Here is a 19,296-nt window from a genome sequence, read left to right as displayed (position 1 = left end):
TTTCATTTCCTGTCAAATTTAATTTCCTGATTAACCTGCCGTTTCTTCTCTTTGATGCCCGGATTTTTCATATTTTTCCTGTCTCCCCTCACTACCTGCTGTATTTTGTATAAGATAAACAGAAAAACCAAAAGAGCGCTGAAGAACAATAAAGCATTGTAATCCACAACATGGGCAGACCTGAGTGGACCCGGTACACCTGAAGCTCTGGTTACCACATCCCATTGAACAAACCTTATAACACCAAGTTTTTCAAGTAGTGCTGAGTAACCCCCTTCTATGAGTTCATTGATCATAATTATTTAATAGTATCAACCATTATAAATATTTATTTATCTGCTTTAAAGCTTTTTATTCCATTTACTCTCTATTTTGCTCATGACCATAATTTAGCTATTAATTTCTCTGAGGGCTTAAAAAGTATAAATGATTTAAGACCTTATCATGGTCAGAATCATCTTATATTTTTCAAGTGCTTTAAGTGCATGCGGTTCATCTGCAGGCATTATGATCATTTCACCCTTTTCAAGTATGTTTTTTTTACCTGAAATTGTTATCTCTGCTTTACCATCTATTATCTGGACCAGGGCATCAAAGGGTGCTGTGTGTTCGCTTAAGCCTTCTCCTTTGTCAAAGGCAAAGATTGTTACAGTGCCTGTATCTTTTCTTATGATTTCCCTGCTTACAACAGAGCCTTCCTGGTACTCTATTAAATCTTCTGTTTTAAACACATTTCCCATCATATCGCTCATTTTAGACCTCCAGTTAATTATAAACATGAATAATTGATACCGGGCAACTTGCTTCAGCATCTACAGCGCATCCAGGGTTTTCTATTTCCTGTTCATCATTATCCCCAACTCTTTCCCCATCTATAAGAGTGGAAAGTCCATCCTCAGCAAATTCAAATAATTCAGGACATAAATCAATACAGTTTCCACAGGATATACACATAGGTCTTTCAATTTCTATTTTTGCCATATTTTCACCTTTTAAACAAACTCAGTATTACTATTTATGGTCGCTATTTATTATAAATTTGTAAAGATGATGAGAATATAGAACAAAGCCAAGCATTGCATTTACATACTCTCTGGCAGTGCTAATATCATTTATATCGTGATCCTTTAGTGAAATTGCTCTTTGAAATCTTTTTTGAATTTCATCCTCAAGAACACCAGTCAAAAAGTCAATAACCTTCCCTGGATCTTCATCTTCAATAGCTTTTTCAGCCTTTGATATTACTGGGCCCCAGTCAAGTTCTGCAGGTTTAAGCCCTTCATAAGGTTTTTCTTCTCCTTTTCTGTGCAAACGCACTGCAGTTTCAAAAAACCAGTGATCTGCAAGTTCGCCTGCTTCTTCACTTAGCTCCCTTACAGAGAGAGTTTTCCTGAAAGCCTCTTTAAGCTCGTCTTCAGCAGTTTGAGGCACAAAGGGGAGTATATAGTTAATATCTTCCATTTCTAAAGCCATTTCTGCGGCATTAACTACAGGTCCGTCCATTGTATCACAATGTGGCGCCATAATATTCCTCCTTCATATAATGTACTTCATTCCACTTAAATTGGAGTAATTACTTTTTATCACATTTAAAACAGTAATCTGTATCCCTATTTGTTTTAAAAACTTTGCCACATCCTTTACATGTAACAGTTTTGAGTTTAGATTTCTTATCCACAATATCAAGCGAACAAGAGCATTTCCAACCCATTTTACCCTTTAACATTGCTTCAAATTCTTTATCTATTTTATCGTCTTCAACCATTAGGATCACAGTATTGATTTTAAATGTGCTAATAAAAATATTTTTCGTAGATTATAGAACAATTTGAAAAATTAAAAAGGAAGGGTACTATTGCCCTAAAATCTCTTTAATATCTTCTTCAGGAGTACTTATCGGTCGAATGTCGTAATTTTCAACAAGAAAGTCCATAATATCTTTGTTTACCCATGCAGGAGCTATTGGACCCAGATAAATTCCTTTAATTCCAAGATATAGCAGGCTCCAGAGTATAGCGGCAGCTTTCTGTTCCATCCAGCTTAAAACAATTGTCAATGGAAGTTCATTTATTTCAAGGCCGAAAAGCTCTGAAAGCGCGGTTACAATGTCAATCCCAACAATAGCATCATTACACTGCCCTATATCTATTAAACGAGGGATTCCTTCAATATCACCAAGAGGAAGATAGTTCATTCTGAATTTACCACATGCAAGTGTCAATACGACAGTGTCTTCAGGTAATTTTTCCACAAATTCTGTATAGTATGGTGATTTTGCAAGCGGGGCATCACAACCTCCAACAAGGAAAAATCGCCTTATTTTACCTGATTCAACAAGTTCTTTTATCTTTGGTGCAAGTGAAAGGATTGTTGAAGCGCCGAATCCAGTTGTAAATATTTTTTCTCCAGGTTCATCTGGAAGTTCAGGTAAGGCTTTAGCTTTTTCAATTAATGGTGAAAAGTCGTAACCATCAATATGCTGCACACCAGTTAGTCTTGCAACTCCTGAAGTAAACATTCTATCTTTGTAATCTTCTCTTGGAGGTAAAACGCAGTTTGATGTTCCAAGAATTGCAACAGGATATTTAGAAAATACCTGTCTTTGATCAAACCAGGATTTACCCAGTTGTCCCACGAGATGGTCGTATTTTCGCAGTTCAGGATATCCATGGGCTGGAAGGAGCTCTGAGTGGGTGTAAACATTGATCCCTGTTCCTTCTGCCTGTTTAAGTAGTTCTTCTAAGGCTTTCATGCTGTGGCCTGTGGCTACGATACCATGACCTTTTTTTGTTCCTGTGTTAACTTCAACAGGTGTGGGCTCGCCGTAAGTTTCAATTAGAGCAGTTTTTAGAAGTCGCATTGTTTTTATATTCATCTTTCCAGCTTCAAGAGCCAGGTTTATTAACTCAGAAATATCTATATTCACATTTGTAAGAGTGGAGTAAAATCCCCTTTCCATAAAGGCATCAACTTCCTCGTCTGTGTATCCAAGTTCTCTTGCATGATACAGGTAGGCAGATATTCCTTTAATTGCAAATAACAGATTATCCTGGAGCCTTGCGGCTGTAGCACTTTTTCCACATACCCCCTGTACTGTACATCCTGTTCCTCTTGCTGTTTGAGAGCACTGGTAACAGAACATTTCCATTTCTTCTTTTTTGACCTCTTTTTTTACTTCCTCTTCCATTGGTTCAAACAGGTTTTTACCTGCTCCACATACTGGACAGATCCAGTCATCTGGCAGATCTTCAAAAGCAGTTCCAGGAGCTATCCCACCATCTGGATCGCCCTTTTCGGGGTTGTATACATATCCACATACTAAACACCGGTATTTTTTCATTTAATTACCTCCAGACATTGTATGATATTAAATTACTGATGACCAGTTTTTTGTTTTTTAAGGCAATAACTTCAAATTTCATCTGCATAGTCATATTTTGGTTTTAATTCGTAATAAATTTAAGTCATAAGATCATATATTAAACTGGTGATAATAATGCAGATGGATGAAAATGCTTTGAAACTGATGAAAAAATGTAAAGATAAAGAAATTGCCTCTCAGGGAATGGGTGCTTGTCAGGTACTTTTAAAGGAAATGGAAAAAGAAAAAATAGATTTTGAGGAGGATAAGCCTGACGAGTCATATATGCAAATGGCACAGAACATATCTCCTGAAGATGTGCCAAAAGTTCTTAATATGGCCTTAAAAATAAAAAAGCGGCCAGATGTTAGTCCTGAACTTAAAAATGCTGCAAACAGATTAATACGGGCAATAGAAGCTTTTTAAATTAAGATTTTCAGGAAATTCATTATCAGTTATCCATGCCCTTAACACACTGTTAAAAAGTTCTGGATTTTCTATATTCCATATATGCCCCACCTTCAAAGCCACGGCTCCTTTTGAATTTGGGAGGACATTCAGGAGATCCTCTGCAGATTCTTTTATGATTTTATAATCTTTCTGGCCGGTCATCACAAGCACAGGCACACTGGCCTTTTCAATGCCATCAGGCATTTTAAAAAGCATGTTTTCTTTAAGGATTCTATTTAATGAATCCTGTTTTATAAATCGTGTAGCTTCCTTGAAATTATTAAAAAGGCTTTTTGGCATGTTATACATTCTCATACTGGCTTTTATAAAAAAATCAGTGTCTTTTACAGGTTCATATGCCTTAATTAAGTAATTTAGAAGTTTTAAAAATGTATCGGTGTGGGGAATGCTTCGAACAAGTGTTCCGCTAATTAATGCGTGATCTACAACTTCAGGAGCCATACTCAGAATCTGAACAATGATTTGAGCACCCAGAGATATTCCTACAAGATGTGCCTTTCCACCATGAGCCCTATTCTGGATAATATCAATTACCATTTCTGCGGTGCCTTTTATGGTGAACGGCTTCACTTCCACACTTTGTCCGTGCTCTGGAAGATCAGGGACAATGCAATGGTAATCATTGAAGGCTTCTAATTGCTCATCCCACATCCATCCAGCAACTCCCCCACCATGAAGGAATATTATTGTTTCCCTGTTTCCTTCGCCAGTTTCCTTAGAGTACAAACTCATAATTAACACCTTCTTTTTTAAATTTAAGTCCTGTTTATTCATGAGGTAACTGCAAATAAAAAAAATAAGATGAGTGCAGAATACAGGAATAATGACCGGTTTTAAAGTATTTTCTCCATGCTAAATGTTCCTATTTCTTCACCGAACCATTTTATGCTCTTTTTATCATAAACTCTAAACCCAAATCTTTCATATAGCCTTAAAGCTCTTTCATTGCCAAGACTTACATCAAGAACTACTCGAGATGCGTTTTTCTCCCTTGCAAGCTCAAAAGATTTTTCAAGTATGAAAGACCCAATCCCTTTATCCCTGTGGTTTTTATCAACAGATATATTACTTAAATAATAATCATCATGTTTTTTATCTGTAAATAACAATTTATAGAGTATCAACCCTATTAAAGCAAGTTTTAAAAATTCAATAATCCCCATTGCTTTTAAAAATGCTTTTATATCCTCGCTTACCTTAATTTCATCACCTAAATAGGATACTAATATTCCCAGTACTTCTTCTTTTTCTCCAGTTACCACATATATTTTATCATGACTAAAAGAGTTCTTGTGTGTATAAATAAGCTTCTTTATATTTTTTTGAGCTTTTTTTTGATTTTTTCCAAAAAGAGATTGGACCAGTTCCAGTTCAGTCTCATAGATTAACATTGATACTTTATTTAAGTCATGTTTGCTGGTATCCAGCTTTTTAAACTCCATTTTTTGCTTCCTATTTCTATGGATTTAATAAGGCTGTCCCATGACCCAATATTTTACAGAATATCTATTTCTGGTTAAAGCCATCGAACATGAAACCATCGAAAATTCGCAGAAATTTGAAGGTTTCGCAAGCATCAAACACTACGTGTTTGAAAGCTCTGTTTGGACTTCTTTTTATTTAGATTTTTGATTTTAAGACCATCTCTAATATACTAATTGCAAACGATTGTATTTAAGATTTTTCTATTTTAAAATTTTAGTAACTCCACATAAATCAATCCACAATTATATTACTAATGAGACACTTATTGTTACATGGAGGAGATGGATTATGGTAGATATAGAATTTAACATGGAAAATATAGGAAAATGTAAATGTCCAGGATGCCCAGTTCAAGCTCAAAGCAGCTGTGCAATGGATAAATTAGAAACATTACAAAAAACAATGGCGTCTGACCCACCAGAAACAGCAGCCGCTGTAGAACAGGAAATAATATCTCATCCAGAAAATGTTCCTGGACTTTACTGTGCAACAGGAAAAGCTACATGTGAAGATCTTAACTTTGAAGAAATGTGTCAGTGCCCCAAATGCGACATCTTTAAAGAAAACAATTTAGAGTCAGGGGAACCCGGCGGATACTTCTGTGCCGAGGGTAAAGCCCAGTAAACAAGGTTAAAAAAAATTGAATTATTTTATTTTTTTGGTTAAGACCATAGCTATTTTTAAACTTTATTTAAAGGTTGAATTAGTTTATTTAATGAAAAAGCTCTAAAACAGCTTATTATTGATTACAAAAGTTATATACTACTTGTATTATAAATAAAGTTCCATGGAAACAAAAAGATTTGTCCTTTTAGACATTGATTACGTTACAGATAACGGTCTTCCAGTGGTAAGGCTCTTTGGAAAAGAAACTGGAGGAGAAGAACAGTCCATAATTGCTTTAGATAGGAATTTCAAACCTTACATCTACGTAATCCCTGAAGGAAATATTGAAAAATGTATTGTGCAGATTAAAACTCTGGATGTTGCTGAAGTTAACCAGATCAAAAAAAAGGATACTGGAGAAGAAATAGAACTCCTGGAAGTTGTCCTGTCACATCCTCAAGACGTTCCCAAACTTCGGGAAAAAATATTAAATTTAAGTGAAGTTCAGGATATTCGAGAGCATGATATTCCATTTTACAGGAGATACTTAATAGATAATGGTCTTTTCCCAATGGCAGAAGTGGAAGTCAAAGGGAAAAGTACAGATTCCCCATCATGTCCTGGAATTACTGATCCTGGAGAAAATATCACTATCTTTGAAATTGAAGGTAAACCAAAACCTAAAGACAGTGGAATACCTCATTTAAAGGTTATGAGTTACGATATTGAAGTTAGAAACCCTAAAGGAATGCCTGATGCAGATAGTGACGAAATCATCATGATAAGTCTTGCCGGGAATTTTGGCATGGAAAGCCGTCGAACACATGGTGTTCGGGCAATCAAACATGAAATGTTTGAAAGGGTGCTTTCAACCAAAAAATCTTCTAAAAAATATGTTGAAACCCTTAAAGACGAAAAAGAGATGATATCAAGATTTATAGAAATTATAAACACTGAAAATCCCCATGTTATTTTAGGTTACAATTCAGATATCTTTGATTTTCCCTATATTAATGATAGGGCTAAAAAACTGGGTATAAAATTAAATTTAGGGCTTGACGGCTCTGAAATTAAATTTTTAAGGCGTGGATTTGTTTCTGCAGCAGTAATTCGTGGAAGAATCCATGTTGACCTTTATCCTGTAATGAGAAGGCATTTAACCCTTGATCGTTACACTTTAGAGCGTGTTTACAGGGAACTCTTCGGCGAGGAAAAAGAAGACATTGAAGGGGATGAAATATGGAAATACTGGGATTCTGGTGGTGAAAAACTGGAAAAACTCTTTGAATACTCGCTGGATGATGCTGTAGCTGCTTATAAAATAGGGGAAAAAATGATTCCTTTAGTCCTGGAACTTACAAGAATCATTGGACAGCCCCTTTCTGATGTAAGCCGAATGGCCTCAGGACAAATGATAGAATGGTTCCTTATAAGAAAAGCCTATGAATATGGCGAGGTCGTGCCAAATAAACCTTCACAATCTGAATATTCAAAAAGAAGAGGACTTACTTACGTGGGCGGTTATGTTAAAGATCCGGAAAAAGGTCTTCACGAGAACATTGTTTCATTCGACTTTAAAAGTCTGTATCCAAGCATAATTATCTCTAAAAATATTTCAATGGAAACTGTAATTAAAAATGGTAAAGAAGGAGAGTACTATACAGCTCCAGAAGTTGGACACAAGTTTAAAAAAGAGCCTAATGGTTTCATACCTTCTATTATAGGGGATTTGCTCAAAGAAAGGGCAGTGATCAAGGATAAAATGAAGAAAAGCGATGATGAACTAGAAAAAAGGATATTAAATGTACAGCAGCAAGCTCTTAAAACTCTTGCAAATTCTATGTACGGCCTTTACGGCTTTGCAAGATTTAGGTGGTACAGTAGAGAATGCGCAGACGCTGTAACTGCATGGGGAAGAGATTACATTAAAAAAACCATGAAAAAAGCAGAAGAATATGGTTTTAAAGCAATATATGCAGATACAGATGGCTTTTATGCCACTTACACCGGAAAATTAAAAGATAAATAAAAGATAAAGATTTACTTACTGGATCCATCTTTAGATTAGTAGAAGGTATTAATATGGATAAAAATGCATTAAAAGAAAAATTTGATGAAAATGCAGAGCATTATGACAAAATACGCAGGTTAATTATTCCCTGCTTTGATGATCTTTACAATATAACTACAGATCTTGCTAACTCTAAAAAACGAAAACCAAAAATACTTGATTTGGGGGCAGGGACTGGTTTACTTACTAAATATCTTTTTGAAAAGTATCCTGAAGCTGAATTCACATTGATCGACCTTTCAGAAGAAATGCTAAAAATAGCTAAAAGTAGATTTAAAGGACATGAAAACTTCAAATATGTTGTTGCAGACTACTGTGAACATGATTTTAAGGATCTTTTTGATATTATAGTTTCATCACTTTCAATACATCACCTAAAAGATGCTGATAAACAAAAATTGTATAAAAAGATATACGATGCCTTAAGTGAAGATGGAATATTTTTAAACGCAGATCAGGTGATTGGTTCCACTTCAAACATTGATCAAAGCTATTACAACAACTGGATGAAAAAAATAGAAGAAAATAACTTTAGTGGACCAGAAAAAGATACTGCAGTAGAGCGGATGAAATTTGATAAACCAGCTACATTTCAAAATAATTTAAAATGGCTAAAAAATACTGGCTTTAAAGATGTGGATATTTACTATAAATACTATAATTTCTGTATTTTTTATGGAATAAAGCGGGGTTAAAGTTTTTCAATCTCTTTGTTATTCATCTTTTTTCATATTCCAAATAGAGAAGTTTAAACAATTCTGATTTTAATCAATTCAAAATCAAATACCTTGAATTTATGCCATATCCTGCGGTATTGGCACCAGGATAAGCACTTTTCTTTAATTTTATTTCAATTGATATCTTCTTTAAAAAAATCTCTAATATTTAGATCTCTATACCTTAAATTACTATTATGATCACATATTTCCTTAATTTTATTTGCCCTATCAACTCTTAATTCATCTATAACGCCTGAATTAATAATTGCATCTTCTATAAAAAGTAATAAGGAAGAATTAGGATCTGCAATTGCATGAGAAACTATTAAAACATCTGTATCCTCAAGTCTTGGATCTTGAGATTTAATATAACTAGCAATTTTAAGACAAAAAGGAGAAGCTGGAATAAAATCAACACTATTATTCCTTGAAAGTTTTAAAATTTTGTCCATTATATTTTGTTCTTCATTAGAACTCAAATTTTTAGTTTTTATGTTATTAATTGTTTCTCCTATGACAGTAAATGGTATTTTAGGTAATATATTTGGATTCTTATTTGAAATTAATGATTTAAATTGTTCTGCTACATATCTATCTTCATCTTTTTTACTTCCAACTGCATAGGCATAAACATATTGAGTATCGACATAAACGTGCTGTTTATCATTCTCCATATTCTATAAATCATCTATTTAGTTCATAAATTTTTCGCTGATTTCTTTATATGATTCGTTGATTATTTCATCGTCTATGTAGGGTTTAAGACTTTTTGTTTTCACTAAAATAGCTTCTTTTAGGTCAGCTTCTTCATAAAGAACTTTATAATTTCTATATAAAGTTAAAATAGTAGTCGTAGCTTCTAACCAGAATATACTTTTATCCTTGATAAAATTTCTGAATCCTTTTTTATCAAAATCATCTAACTCTAATTTGTTACTATCTATATCTAAATCATAATAGTCTTCAGCTAATTTACTGGAATAAGGGCCTCTTATATATAAATTATAAGAATAATTATGGTTAAGTCCAAAATAACCAGCTAAATAAATATATTTTTGTAGCATTAGTCTATGATTAAATTCATTAATATTAAATTCAAATTCTAAACAATCGTTTAAAAAATCAACAAATGTTTTTAGTTTTTTCTTATTCCACATATAATCTCCTCATAGACTTCTTTATGATTATTATTTTAAATTTCATTACATATAAAAACTATCAATTTCACAATTATTTAGTAAATTTTGAGAAATAAAAGCATCAAAATTAAGGCATCTTAAATTATTTGCATAAATTATCCAATAAAAAGTTTAATTATCTTTTCCTATACTTTTTGAAAATTTAAATTATTTAAAAACAGGGTGTCTGTTTTAAGTGAAATTTTCCATGGCGTAGATTTCCTGGATTTCGTTTTGACCGTAGGATACTAATATTCCCAGTAAAAGTACATTTAGATAGGTTTTTTATAGACTGATGGTTGGGTATATGTGTGGGCCTAAACCTGAGTTTTCTTTGAGGAATTGGAATACTTATTCCATCTTGTCCGGCGAAAATCCCCCCATTTAGGAAGTAATTCAAATAACCTTTCTCCTATTTTCCTGTATATTGATCCTAACTTATTCTCATGGTCAAAATAATCTAATGGATCGATCATTTTGTTTTTTAACACTTTTAGGGTGGGTTTTTTGGGAAATATTAAAGGAACTATTTTATACTTGTTTATCCCGAATAAGTAACGGGGTTGAATCAATTAAAACAGTTTTAACCTCTCGTATTTTTTTAAATTATAGTTTATTTAATGTTTTCAATACCATTTCCAGATATTTTTGTTCATTTTGTGAAAAAACCTCTCTCACCTGTTTTAAAGATAACAATTCGTCAATATTTAAGAATTTCCGGAGCTTTTCCGGTTTTTTACCTCAAAGTAAACATGAGATACTTTTAAATCAAAATATGAAGCCAGTGAAACTATTTTTAGCATAGTTTGATATCTTTATGCTCTGTAGCCTGTTTCGAGCCAATTCATGACTTCAAAGTTCTACTATCGATAAATTTAATTACTTTGCCAAACAAAGCTTAAACAGGGTCTTTTGAATAACTATCAATGCGTGAAATTAAACTCAAATAACCCATAAATTTTCACGCCAAATCAGACACCCCGATTGATAAAATAACCGAGCGAATCTTTATGGGAAAATATGTTGAGCTAAATGGCATACGGACGTGGTATGATGATCACGGTAAGGGCGAGCCCCTTGTTATGTTTCACCCCGGCGGAGTCGGGGTTGATTCCAGTGTTTTTGAGCCGAATCTCGATTCACTTACCTCACGTTTCCACGTATTTTTGCCAGAACGACGTGGCCATGGCCATACGCCTGATACTCCGGGTACTTACAGCTACGAACTCGTCGCAGATGACATGATCTATTTCCTCGAACAAGTCGTCGGCAGTGAGGCCCGGATACTTGGCATGAGCGACGGTGCCATAATAGCACTTTTTGTGGTGTTGAAACGTCCGGATCTTGTGGAGCGGCTGATATGCGCAGGCGGTGTATTTCATAATAGTGGCTGGGCTCCCAGCGTGATCAGTCAAGCTCCTGCAAAGCAAAATTTTGAAATAGAAAAGAAGCTCTATGAGATGCATACAGGTGGGCCCAAGCTCACGAGAAAAGATTTAAAAAAGATACTGTGTCGGACCCTCGTCATGATCGGTGATGACGATGAAGTCACACTCGAGCATGCCATGGACTTTTATCGAGCCCTGCCAAAAGGTGAATTAGCGGTTGTTCCCGGTACTTCGCATGGTTTTCTCGTAGAAAAACCAGAGCTTTGTAATAAAATCATTTTTGAATTCATGACGTTAGACCCTGTACAGACATTTGCGCCGATCCGCCGTAAATAGGTTTCAGTAGAGTAATATTTGCGGCGAGAGAAAACTTTAAGGATGGTATCACCAATTTGGCTGTTAAAATTGACGTTCCTCCCAGGCAGGAAGAAATGTTTAAGATCAGGTTTTCCAAACTTTAGACCGGGTGAAAATTTTAGCGAGAAAGAGGAGTAGGATATGAAGAAACTCATTGTTAAAAAATCAATCGCAATTAATGCGCCCGCATCTAAAGTGTGGAGTATCATCGTTTTCCCGGAGAGGGGAAAGTGGATGTTGGCGCTTCTTGAAGATAGTTTATGATTTCTGCAGTGTAGAACTCCCGATCCAGGCAAAGTCCTTTAATTTTAAACCCCACTCTCTCTACTTCTTTCAATAGAAAGTCTATGGTGTCATTCAAAACCTTTGGTTTTGATTGCCCAAACAGTTAAAATCTCTGATTTTGACCGCCGGGGGAACTGTATTTCCTCGGCCACAAATCGAAGATTTGTTGGCCCAAACACTACGTGTTTGACGGCTTTCAAATTCTTTGAATTTGATGCCACAAAATCAGAGATTTTGCAAGCTTCGTGTTTGAGGGCTACGATTTTTTGACTGCCCCAAAAAACCAGAGGTTTTTCAAGGATTTAATACATTCGCCATTCAATATCTTACCACGCAGGTGTTTTTGGTTGTCATAAATCAATAATACACCCTGCACAATACAATACTTAACCTTACGAACTACTCATAATGTATAATAATATCAAAATCAAAAAGGTTAATCCAAATTCTCGATAAGTATTAGTAAAATTAAACCTCAATAATATTGGGGGATGGAGTTGAAAAAATTAAATATAATTTTAATATTCATTTTATTTTTAAGTATTATGAGTATAGCAGGCTGTATTAGCCAAAATAATACTTCCTATGATTATAATCAAAGTTATAATCAATCTTCCACTTCTAAAACAGCTAATAACACTACCGAAGCTCCCAGCCAATCTTCCACTTCTCAAGCAACTAATACTACCAAAGCTCTTAAAACTAATTATGAAGCCAGCGGTTATTGTTCATATGTTGTTGATGGAGATACCATTGATGTGGATGGTGTGGGTAGAATACGTTTTGTAGGTGTGAACACTCCAGAAAGAGGACAGGCAGGTTATCAAGAAGCTAAAGATTTTGTTAAGGGTTTATGTTTAGGAAAGACTGTTGGTTTAGATATTGATAACGCTAAACATTATGATAAATATGGAAGAGTTCTATCTGTTGTTTATGCTGGAGATACCAACGTAAATGCAGAATTATTAAAAAAAGGATATGCAGAAGTGATGTATATTCCTCCATCTGAGTTTAATCCTTATTCATGGGCAGGAACAACTAATTATCGAACAGTGAGTAAAAGTACCAGCTCAAATAATGCTGATTATTATATGGGAAATCGTAATTCAAAGAAGTTTCATGAACCTTCCTGCTCTTCAGTATCTAAAATGAGTGAGAAAAATAAAGTCCGTTTAACTTCCAGGCAAGAAGCTATTAATGGAGGTTATAATCCTTGTGGTATTTGTAATCCTTAAAAAGCTTGTGGAGAGGAAAAAGAAGTGGTGATAAGTTGTGGGCAAAGTGCAATTTACTTGATTGATGGATAAAGATATTCCAAAAATTAGTGAGTCATGTAAAATTCACTGCTAATAATCTCACTTAAATGCTTTCGCGGTCTTTGATGCGGTTCTTCATCTGCATATCCCAATGTAAACATTGCTGGAACTCTGATTCTTTCAGGAATCTGTAAAACATTCCTTACTTTTTCTTCATCATATGCTCCAAGCCAGCATGTTCCAAGGCCCTGTTCAGTGGCTTCAAGAATCATAAATGAAACTGCAATAGATATATCAACTGTATATGCATACTGGCCGCAGGGCATTACTCTTTCTGATTCTGTTGCGCATGCCACTATTATAACCTGTGCTTCAGCAACAAATTTCTGATCGTTAGCAGCTACTGCAAGTTTTTCCCTTGTTTCCTTGTTTTTAACCACTATAAATTTCCATTCCTGTCTGTTTGCAGCAGATGGAGCAATTCGCCCTGCTTCCAGTATCATTTCAATCTTCTCATCATCAACTGGAGTATCTTTATACTTCCTGATGCTTCTTCTTTTACTTATAGCCTCAAAAACATCCATAATTAACCCCCATACTTTAAAAGTTCTTTTATTTAATCTTTAAGAGCCTGTTTAGTTAATTTAGCTGCAAAAACCCCTGCTCCAAAACCATTATCAATATTTACAACTGCAATTCCAGGAGAACATGACTGGAGCATTGAATAGAGAGCTGTAAATCCTCCTTCTCCTACTCCATATCCTACTGAAGTTGGAACTCCAATTACAGGTACATCAACAAGTCCTGCAACCACAGAAGGCAGCGCCCCCTCCATTCCAGCCACCACAATAATTGCTTTAACATCTTCTGCAAGCATTTGCTTCAATGGAGAAAAAAGACGGTGTATTCCAGCAACACCCGTATCATGAGCTGTTAAAACCTCACAACCCATTTCTTCAGCTGTAATTCGTGCTTCTTCTGCCACAGGAATATCAGAGGTCCCTGCAGTTAAAATACCTATCTTGCCCCTTTTTTTTATCTCCCTATTTTTAATAACAAGAACGCGTGCCTTTCTGTTATATTCAATAAGGCTATTTTCTTTAATTTTTTCAATTTCAGGTTTCATTAATTCATATCTTTGCGCAGTAAGCCGCGTAACCATCACATGACCCATATGAGCACAATGCAATATAATTTTCAATAGATCTTCATCATCCTTATTTTCTGCATATATCACCTCGGGGATACCTGTCCTTAAGTGCCTTGAAGTATCTAATTTTGCAAAATCTTCCAGTTCTTCAATATGCAACGTTTTAAGCATTTTTTCAGCTTCTTCAGGGGAAATTTCATTGTTTACAAGCCTTTGGAGTATTTCTTTCATGGGATCACAATTTTTGTTTATTTATATTATAAAGATCAAAATATTAAAGTTAACCTAAATGTCATGGACTTTTAAAATTATCATACCTGTTTATAGTCAGCACAAAACTTTTAGACAACTAATTCAATAAGGGATAAAAGCGGGATTTAATCATTTATCAAAGATTAAATCAGTTAATGTAATTTTTAGAGGTATAAAATTGGAAAGAGTTAGAATCCTGGTGCATGGAATTGTACAGGGAGTTGGATTCAGGCCCACAGTTTATAGACTGGCTAAAGAAATGGGCCTTAAAGGATCGGTCAGAAACCTTGGAAACAGTGTTGAAATAGTTCTTGAAGGAAATAAATTACAGATCGAAGGATTTATAAAAAATTTATGCAATAATAAACCTCCAATTTCTAAAATAACAGGTTTGAATGTAAACTGGGAGGGGTCTGTTGAAACTTCTGAATTTGATGATTTTGTAATACTTGAAAGCGCTGCAGAATTTTCTGGATCATCTGTAATTCCACCAGACGTTGCAGTTTGCGATAAATGCCTTGAAGAAATGTTTAATAAAGTAGATAGACGGTATAAATATCCATTTACTGCATGTACTGACTGTGGACCTCGTTTTACTGTTATAAAATCAATTCCATATGATCGTAAGCGAACCTCAATGGATGAGTTCCCACTTTGTGATGAATGCCTGGTTGAATACAGCGATCCTTTAAATCGGCGTTATCATGCAGAAGCAACATGCTGCTTCGCCTGCGGACCTTCCATTTTTCTCTACAAAGATGAAATTTTGGATGTTAAAAATCCCATAGCAAAAGCCGTCAAACTCATAGATAAAGGAAATATACTTGCAATTAAGGGAATTGGAGGAACACATCTTGTTTTAAAAGCAACAGATGATGATCCTGTAATTACTTTAAGAGAAAGGCTTGGAAGATTTAACCAGCCCTTTGCCTGCATGTCTCCAGATATTGAAACTGTAAAGACCTTTGCCGAAGTTGCAGATTTCGAAGAAAAAGCTTTAATTTCAAGGAGAAGGCCAATTGTAGTGCTTAATAAAAACGAAAATTATTATCTGGCACCATCTGTGTCTCCAGATCTTCATAACCTTGGAGTAATGCTCCCCTATTCTGGACTGCACCACCTGCTTTTCAGGGAAACTGATGAACCAGCATACATCATGACATCTGCAAACATGCCCGGAGAACCCATGCTCATAGATAATGGCGAAATACTGGCAAAATTAGAAGGGATAGCAGATTATTATCTTCTTCATGATAGAAAAATAGTTAATAGATGTGATGATTCAGTTATAAGGTTTAGAAATGGAGATTTAGCGTTTATAAGGCGTTCAAGGGGTTATGTGCCTGAACCATACGATTTTTCAAAAATTGCAGGCGGTATAAACATTTTAGCTCTTGGGCCTGAGATCGATGTAACATTTTCCCTGCTAAAAGACCAGAAATGCTATGTATCACAGCATATTGGAAACACAACCAAATATGAAACCTACAAATACCTGCAGGAAGCCATTAGCTACATGATGGACATAACAAGGACAGAAAATATAGATGTTGTGGCATGTGACCTTCATCCAATGTTTTTTACAACTAAGCTTGCAGGAGAATTGAGTGAAAGGTTTAAATGCGATGTTTACGGAGTTCAGCATCATCATGCACATGCAGGGGCGCTTTTTGTTGATCATGGAATTGACGAACTCATATGCATCGCTGCAGACGGTGTAGGTTATGGTGCAGATGGATCAGCATGGGGGGGCGAGATATTACATGCTAAAGATGAAAATTATGAAAGATTGGGTACTTTGATGCCGCAAAATATGGCTGGTGGAGATTTAACCACCAGATATCCTGTAAGAATGGTAATAGCCATGCTTTATGATTATTACAGTGAAGAGGAACTTAGAGAACTGATGGAAAATGAATATATTCATTATTTTAAATATGGTGCTAAAGAGATAGATCTGGTCTTAAAACAACTTGATAGGCAGTTTAATATCCAGAAAACAACCAGTACCGGGCGCGTGCTTGATGCAATTTCAGCTGCACTTGGAATTTGTGGAGAGAGAACTTATGAAGGTGAATGTGCCATGAAACTGGAGTCAACAGCTTATTATGGGGAAGATACAGTTGAGATTCCTGTTGAAATTAAAACTGAGGGTGGAGTTAACATGCTGGATACTTCTAAAATACTGATTTCTGTTTTGGAGGCTAAAAAATCAGGGGAACGTGTTCAAAATATTGCATGTTCAGCCCAGAAAGCTGTAGCAGAAGGTCTTGCAAAATTAGGCATAAAAGCTGCAGATAAAACAGGTGTTAATGTAATTGGTGGAACTGGAGGCGTATTTTACAATGAAGCTATCAGCAGAACCATAAAAAATGCTGTAACAGAAAGTGGATATGAATTTATTCAGCATAAAAATACATGTGCTGGAGATGGTTCTGTTTCGCTGGGGCAGGCTGCTATTGCTGCTATGTATTATAAAAACAGATAGTTTCTTGATTTTAAAATGGTTTCTAAACCCGGTAAAGTTAACTCTAAAGAGATAAGTATTTTTAGGGCCTGGTTATTTTCCATCTGGTTACTGGATAAGACGCTCTGTACCTCCCTCTAATAATTTTATCACATTTCTCCTTCTTTTTGCTTCCATTAACAGTATTTCAGCATATTTCTTTGCTCTATCATACCTTTCAATAAGATTTTCCAGATCTTCAATGACGTCCTCATGTCCTAAACTGAATCTATTCTCCAGTTCCTGCAATTTTGAGAAGTCATCTCTTCTAATGTCCATTCTAATAACATTTCCATCTATACTTATTTGAATTTCTACTTTACTTGATATATCGTAATATTTTCTTGGACGGCCCCTTTCTATCTTCTGGAAGGATGATTTTAAAAGTCCTAATTTCTCCATTGCTTTTAAGTGTTCAATTATAGCTTTTTGTCCTATTTCAAGCTCCTTAGATATTTCACTTACAAAACGGGGCTCTTCTGTCAGGAGATTTAATATATCTCTTCTTGTTTTACATCCCATAACATCCAGTATTGCTTCAAGATCCATATTATCCCTTTAAATAATGTTTAACTTTCTAATTTTGTTTTAAAATTTTTTTTATCCTTTTAAATTCGATTATTATTCAGAGAAGGTTTAAGATGTAAATCCCCTTTATAAACCTTATTATAATAATTTCTCTAATAATTTAATATATTTATTAAAAATTCACCCAACTTTTTATAGGATGAGTGATATAATAGGTGATAATTTTTAGTCACCTAAAGTTATTTTTGTGCGAAAGATTTATATAACCTTTTGTTACTATAACCTATTAAAGATTACTATTATTTTTACACTGGAAAAAGGTGAATTAATGACCGATAAAAATGAACTGAAAACATTAAAGAAGGATCTGAAAGAGAAAGAAAAGTCAATTGAAGATCTAAAGAATCAAATTGAAGAAAAAGACCAGAAAATTGACGACTATTATTCAAGTATGCAGCGCCTTCAGGCTGATTTTGAAAATTACAAAAAGAGAACTGAAAAAAACATGAGCGAATACATTAAGTACGCCAATGAAGGTCTGATAATCAATATAATTGATATCTACGAAGACCTTGAAAGAGCACTTAAATCAGCTGAAGAAGGAGAAAACCTTAAATCAGGCGTTGAATTAATCTATAAAAACTTAAAAGACGTTCTTGAAAAACAGGGGCTTTCAGAAATCCCTGCAGAAGGAGAAAAGTTCGATCCTTTCAAACATGAAGCCCTAATGACTGAAAAACACGAAGATTACGAAAACGGTATTGTAACAGAAACTCTTGCAAAGGGATACACCCTGAATGATAAAATAATTAAATGTGCAATGGTAAAAGTTTGTAAAAAATAAAAGGTGATATGATGGCTAATAATAAAAAAGAAAAAATTATAGGTATAGATCTTGGAACAAGTAACTCTGCAGCAGCAGTTTTGGTTGGTGGAAAGCCAACAATCATACCAAGTGCAGAAGGAGCTACACAATACGGTAAAGCATTTCCAAGTTATGTTGCATTTACTCCAGATGGACAGAGATTGGTTGGAGAACCAGCAAGAAGACAGGCTGTAACCAATCCTGAAAACACCATAAGTGCTATAAAAAGGAGTATGGGAACAGATTATAAGGTAAATGTCCTTGGAAAACAGTACAGCCCTCAGGAAATCTCAGCTTTCATTTTACAGAAAATTAAAAAAGACGCTGAAGCATTCCTTGGTGAAGAGGTACACAAAGCTGTTATTACAGTTCCTGCCTACTTTAACGACAACCAGAGGACTGCTACTAAAGATGCAGGTACAATAGCAGGGCTTGAAGTAGTAAGGCTTGTAAACGAACCTACAGCAGCAAGTTTAGCATATGGTATCGATAAAGAACAGGAAGAAGAACTTGAAATCATGGTCTTCGATTTTGGTGGTGGAACACTTGATGTGACCATAATGGAATTTGGAGGGGGTGTATTTGAAGTAAAATCCACAAGCGGTGATACAAAACTTGGTGGAACCGATATGGACAATGCTATCATGAATTTCCTTGCAGAAGAATTCAAAAGAGACACTGGCGTTGACCTCATGGCAGATGACCAGGCTGTCCAGAGATTAAGAGAAGCTGCAGAAAAAGCAAAAATAGAGCTTTCAACAACCCTGACATCAGACATAAACCTTCCATTTATTACTGCAACTGCAGAAGGCCCAAAA

At 35.0% G+C, this 19,296-nt stretch carries 23 protein-coding genes; 9 read left to right on the top strand and 14 right to left on the bottom strand.

Annotation, left to right across the window (positions count from 1 at the left end):
* Positions 1-2: 2 nt before the first annotated feature.
* The 6 genes from PQ963_08940 to hcp form a co-directional block, all read right to left on the bottom strand.
* Positions 3-296, bottom strand: coding sequence for a hypothetical protein (locus PQ963_08940; protein ID MEN4029790.1), 294 nt, complete (start codon positions 294-296; stop codon positions 3-5).
* A gap of 135 nt (positions 297-431) precedes the next feature.
* Entirely contained in the window at positions 432-752 is a 321-nt protein-coding gene (locus tag PQ963_08935) for a cupin domain-containing protein (protein MEN4029789.1), read from the bottom strand.
* Positions 753-765: 13 nt separating this feature from the next.
* Complete coding sequence (locus PQ963_08930; protein MEN4029788.1) at positions 766-981, bottom strand: ferredoxin; 216 nt, start codon at positions 979-981, stop codon at positions 766-768.
* Between the two features lie 30 nt (positions 982-1,011).
* On the bottom strand, positions 1,012-1,524 hold the full coding sequence (locus PQ963_08925) for a DUF6448 family protein (GenBank protein ID MEN4029787.1): 513 nt from the start codon (positions 1,522-1,524) through the stop codon (positions 1,012-1,014).
* 49 nt (positions 1,525-1,573) lie between these two features.
* Positions 1,574-1,765, bottom strand: coding sequence for a hypothetical protein (locus PQ963_08920; protein ID MEN4029786.1), 192 nt, complete (start codon positions 1,763-1,765; stop codon positions 1,574-1,576).
* Between the two features lie 87 nt (positions 1,766-1,852).
* Positions 1,853-3,340: a hydroxylamine reductase gene (gene hcp / locus PQ963_08915; GenBank protein ID MEN4029785.1), complete on the bottom strand. Its 1,488-nt coding sequence runs from the start codon at positions 3,338-3,340 to the stop codon at positions 1,853-1,855.
* A 156-nt stretch (positions 3,341-3,496) separates the two neighbouring features.
* Here hcp and PQ963_08910 point away from each other — a divergent pair, with 156 nt between their 5' ends.
* The gene (locus PQ963_08910; protein ID MEN4029784.1) at positions 3,497-3,787 is read left to right on the top strand and encodes a hypothetical protein; all 291 of its coding nucleotides are present in this window, start codon (positions 3,497-3,499) and stop codon (positions 3,785-3,787) included.
* On the opposite strand, the gene PQ963_08905 is transcribed toward PQ963_08910, so the two are convergent.
* Together PQ963_08905 and PQ963_08900 are read right to left on the bottom strand one after the other, a co-directional pair.
* Entirely contained in the window at positions 3,761-4,564 is an 804-nt protein-coding gene (locus PQ963_08905) for an alpha/beta hydrolase (GenBank protein ID MEN4029783.1), read from the bottom strand. The genes PQ963_08910 and PQ963_08905 overlap by 27 nt on opposite strands.
* A 101-nt stretch (positions 4,565-4,665) precedes the next feature.
* Positions 4,666-5,274, bottom strand: coding sequence for a GNAT family N-acetyltransferase (locus PQ963_08900; protein MEN4029782.1), 609 nt, complete (start codon positions 5,272-5,274; stop codon positions 4,666-4,668).
* Between the two features lie 331 nt (positions 5,275-5,605).
* On the opposite strand from PQ963_08900, the gene PQ963_08895 reads away from it, so the two are divergent.
* From PQ963_08895 to PQ963_08885, 3 genes are all read left to right on the top strand, one after another.
* Positions 5,606-5,941, top strand: coding sequence for a DUF2769 domain-containing protein (locus PQ963_08895; GenBank protein MEN4029781.1), 336 nt, complete (start codon positions 5,606-5,608; stop codon positions 5,939-5,941).
* Positions 5,942-6,104: 163 nt separating this feature from the next.
* Positions 6,105-7,952, top strand: a complete 1,848-nt coding sequence (locus tag PQ963_08890) for a DNA-directed DNA polymerase (GenBank protein MEN4029780.1) — start codon at positions 6,105-6,107, stop codon at positions 7,950-7,952.
* Positions 7,953-8,005: 53 nt separating this feature from the next.
* On the top strand, positions 8,006-8,689 hold the full coding sequence (locus PQ963_08885) for a class I SAM-dependent methyltransferase (protein ID MEN4029779.1): 684 nt from the start codon (positions 8,006-8,008) through the stop codon (positions 8,687-8,689).
* Positions 8,690-8,844: 155 nt separating this feature from the next.
* On the opposite strand, the gene PQ963_08880 is transcribed toward PQ963_08885, so the two are convergent.
* Positions 8,845-9,387, bottom strand: coding sequence for a hypothetical protein (locus PQ963_08880; protein MEN4029778.1), 543 nt, complete (start codon positions 9,385-9,387; stop codon positions 8,845-8,847).
* Between the two features lie 18 nt (positions 9,388-9,405).
* The gene (locus tag PQ963_08875) at positions 9,406-9,870 is read right to left on the bottom strand and encodes a hypothetical protein (protein MEN4029777.1); all 465 of its coding nucleotides are present in this window, start codon (positions 9,868-9,870) and stop codon (positions 9,406-9,408) included.
* 1,031 nt (positions 9,871-10,901) lie between these two features.
* Between PQ963_08875 and PQ963_08870 the strand changes: the two genes are divergently transcribed.
* Positions 10,902-11,615 (top strand): alpha/beta hydrolase, encoded by a 714-nt coding sequence (locus PQ963_08870; GenBank protein MEN4029776.1) that lies wholly within the window; start codon positions 10,902-10,904, stop codon positions 11,613-11,615.
* Between the two features lie 226 nt (positions 11,616-11,841).
* On the opposite strand, the gene PQ963_08865 is transcribed toward PQ963_08870, so the two are convergent.
* The gene (locus PQ963_08865; protein MEN4029775.1) at positions 11,842-11,997 is read right to left on the bottom strand and encodes a hypothetical protein; all 156 of its coding nucleotides are present in this window, start codon (positions 11,995-11,997) and stop codon (positions 11,842-11,844) included.
* 421 nt (positions 11,998-12,418) lie between these two features.
* On the opposite strand from PQ963_08865, the gene PQ963_08860 reads away from it, so the two are divergent.
* Positions 12,419-13,156 carry a thermonuclease family protein gene (locus PQ963_08860; GenBank protein ID MEN4029774.1) on the top strand — a complete coding sequence of 246 codons (738 nt, stop codon included), beginning with the start codon at positions 12,419-12,421 and terminating at the stop codon, positions 13,154-13,156.
* Between the two features lie 86 nt (positions 13,157-13,242).
* Here PQ963_08860 and PQ963_08855 read toward each other — a convergent pair whose 3' ends face one another.
* Positions 13,243-13,761, bottom strand: a complete 519-nt coding sequence (locus PQ963_08855) for a nitroreductase family protein (GenBank protein MEN4029773.1) — start codon at positions 13,759-13,761, stop codon at positions 13,243-13,245.
* A gap of 32 nt (positions 13,762-13,793) precedes the next feature.
* Positions 13,794-14,558 (bottom strand): nickel pincer cofactor biosynthesis protein LarB, encoded by a 765-nt coding sequence (gene larB, locus PQ963_08850; protein MEN4029772.1) that lies wholly within the window; start codon positions 14,556-14,558, stop codon positions 13,794-13,796.
* Positions 14,559-14,757: 199 nt separating this feature from the next.
* On the opposite strand from larB, the gene hypF reads away from it, so the two are divergent.
* Positions 14,758-17,067, top strand: coding sequence for a carbamoyltransferase HypF (gene hypF / locus PQ963_08845; GenBank protein MEN4029771.1), 2,310 nt, complete (start codon positions 14,758-14,760; stop codon positions 17,065-17,067).
* Positions 17,068-17,154: 87 nt separating this feature from the next.
* Here the strand turns inward: hypF and PQ963_08840 are convergent, their stop codons facing one another.
* Entirely contained in the window at positions 17,155-17,634 is a 480-nt protein-coding gene (locus tag PQ963_08840) for an ArsR family transcriptional regulator (protein MEN4029770.1), read from the bottom strand.
* Between the two features lie 307 nt (positions 17,635-17,941).
* Here PQ963_08840 and grpE point away from each other — a divergent pair, with 307 nt between their 5' ends.
* Together grpE and PQ963_08830 are read left to right on the top strand one after the other, a co-directional pair.
* Complete coding sequence (gene grpE / locus PQ963_08835) at positions 17,942-18,457, top strand: nucleotide exchange factor GrpE (GenBank protein ID MEN4029769.1); 516 nt, start codon at positions 17,942-17,944, stop codon at positions 18,455-18,457.
* Positions 18,458-18,468: 11 nt separating this feature from the next.
* Positions 18,469-19,296, top strand: an 828-nt coding sequence (locus PQ963_08830; protein ID MEN4029768.1) for an Hsp70 family protein, incomplete at its 3' end; no start/stop codon positions are given.

Origin of the sequence: Methanobacterium sp., from assembly GCA_039666455.1 — an archaeon.
In the GTDB taxonomy this organism is placed as follows: Archaea; Methanobacteriota; Methanobacteria; order Methanobacteriales; family Methanobacteriaceae; genus Methanobacterium_D.
Note: the sequence above shows the minus strand (reverse complement) of the source record. Positions and strands in the feature narration are given on the sequence as shown.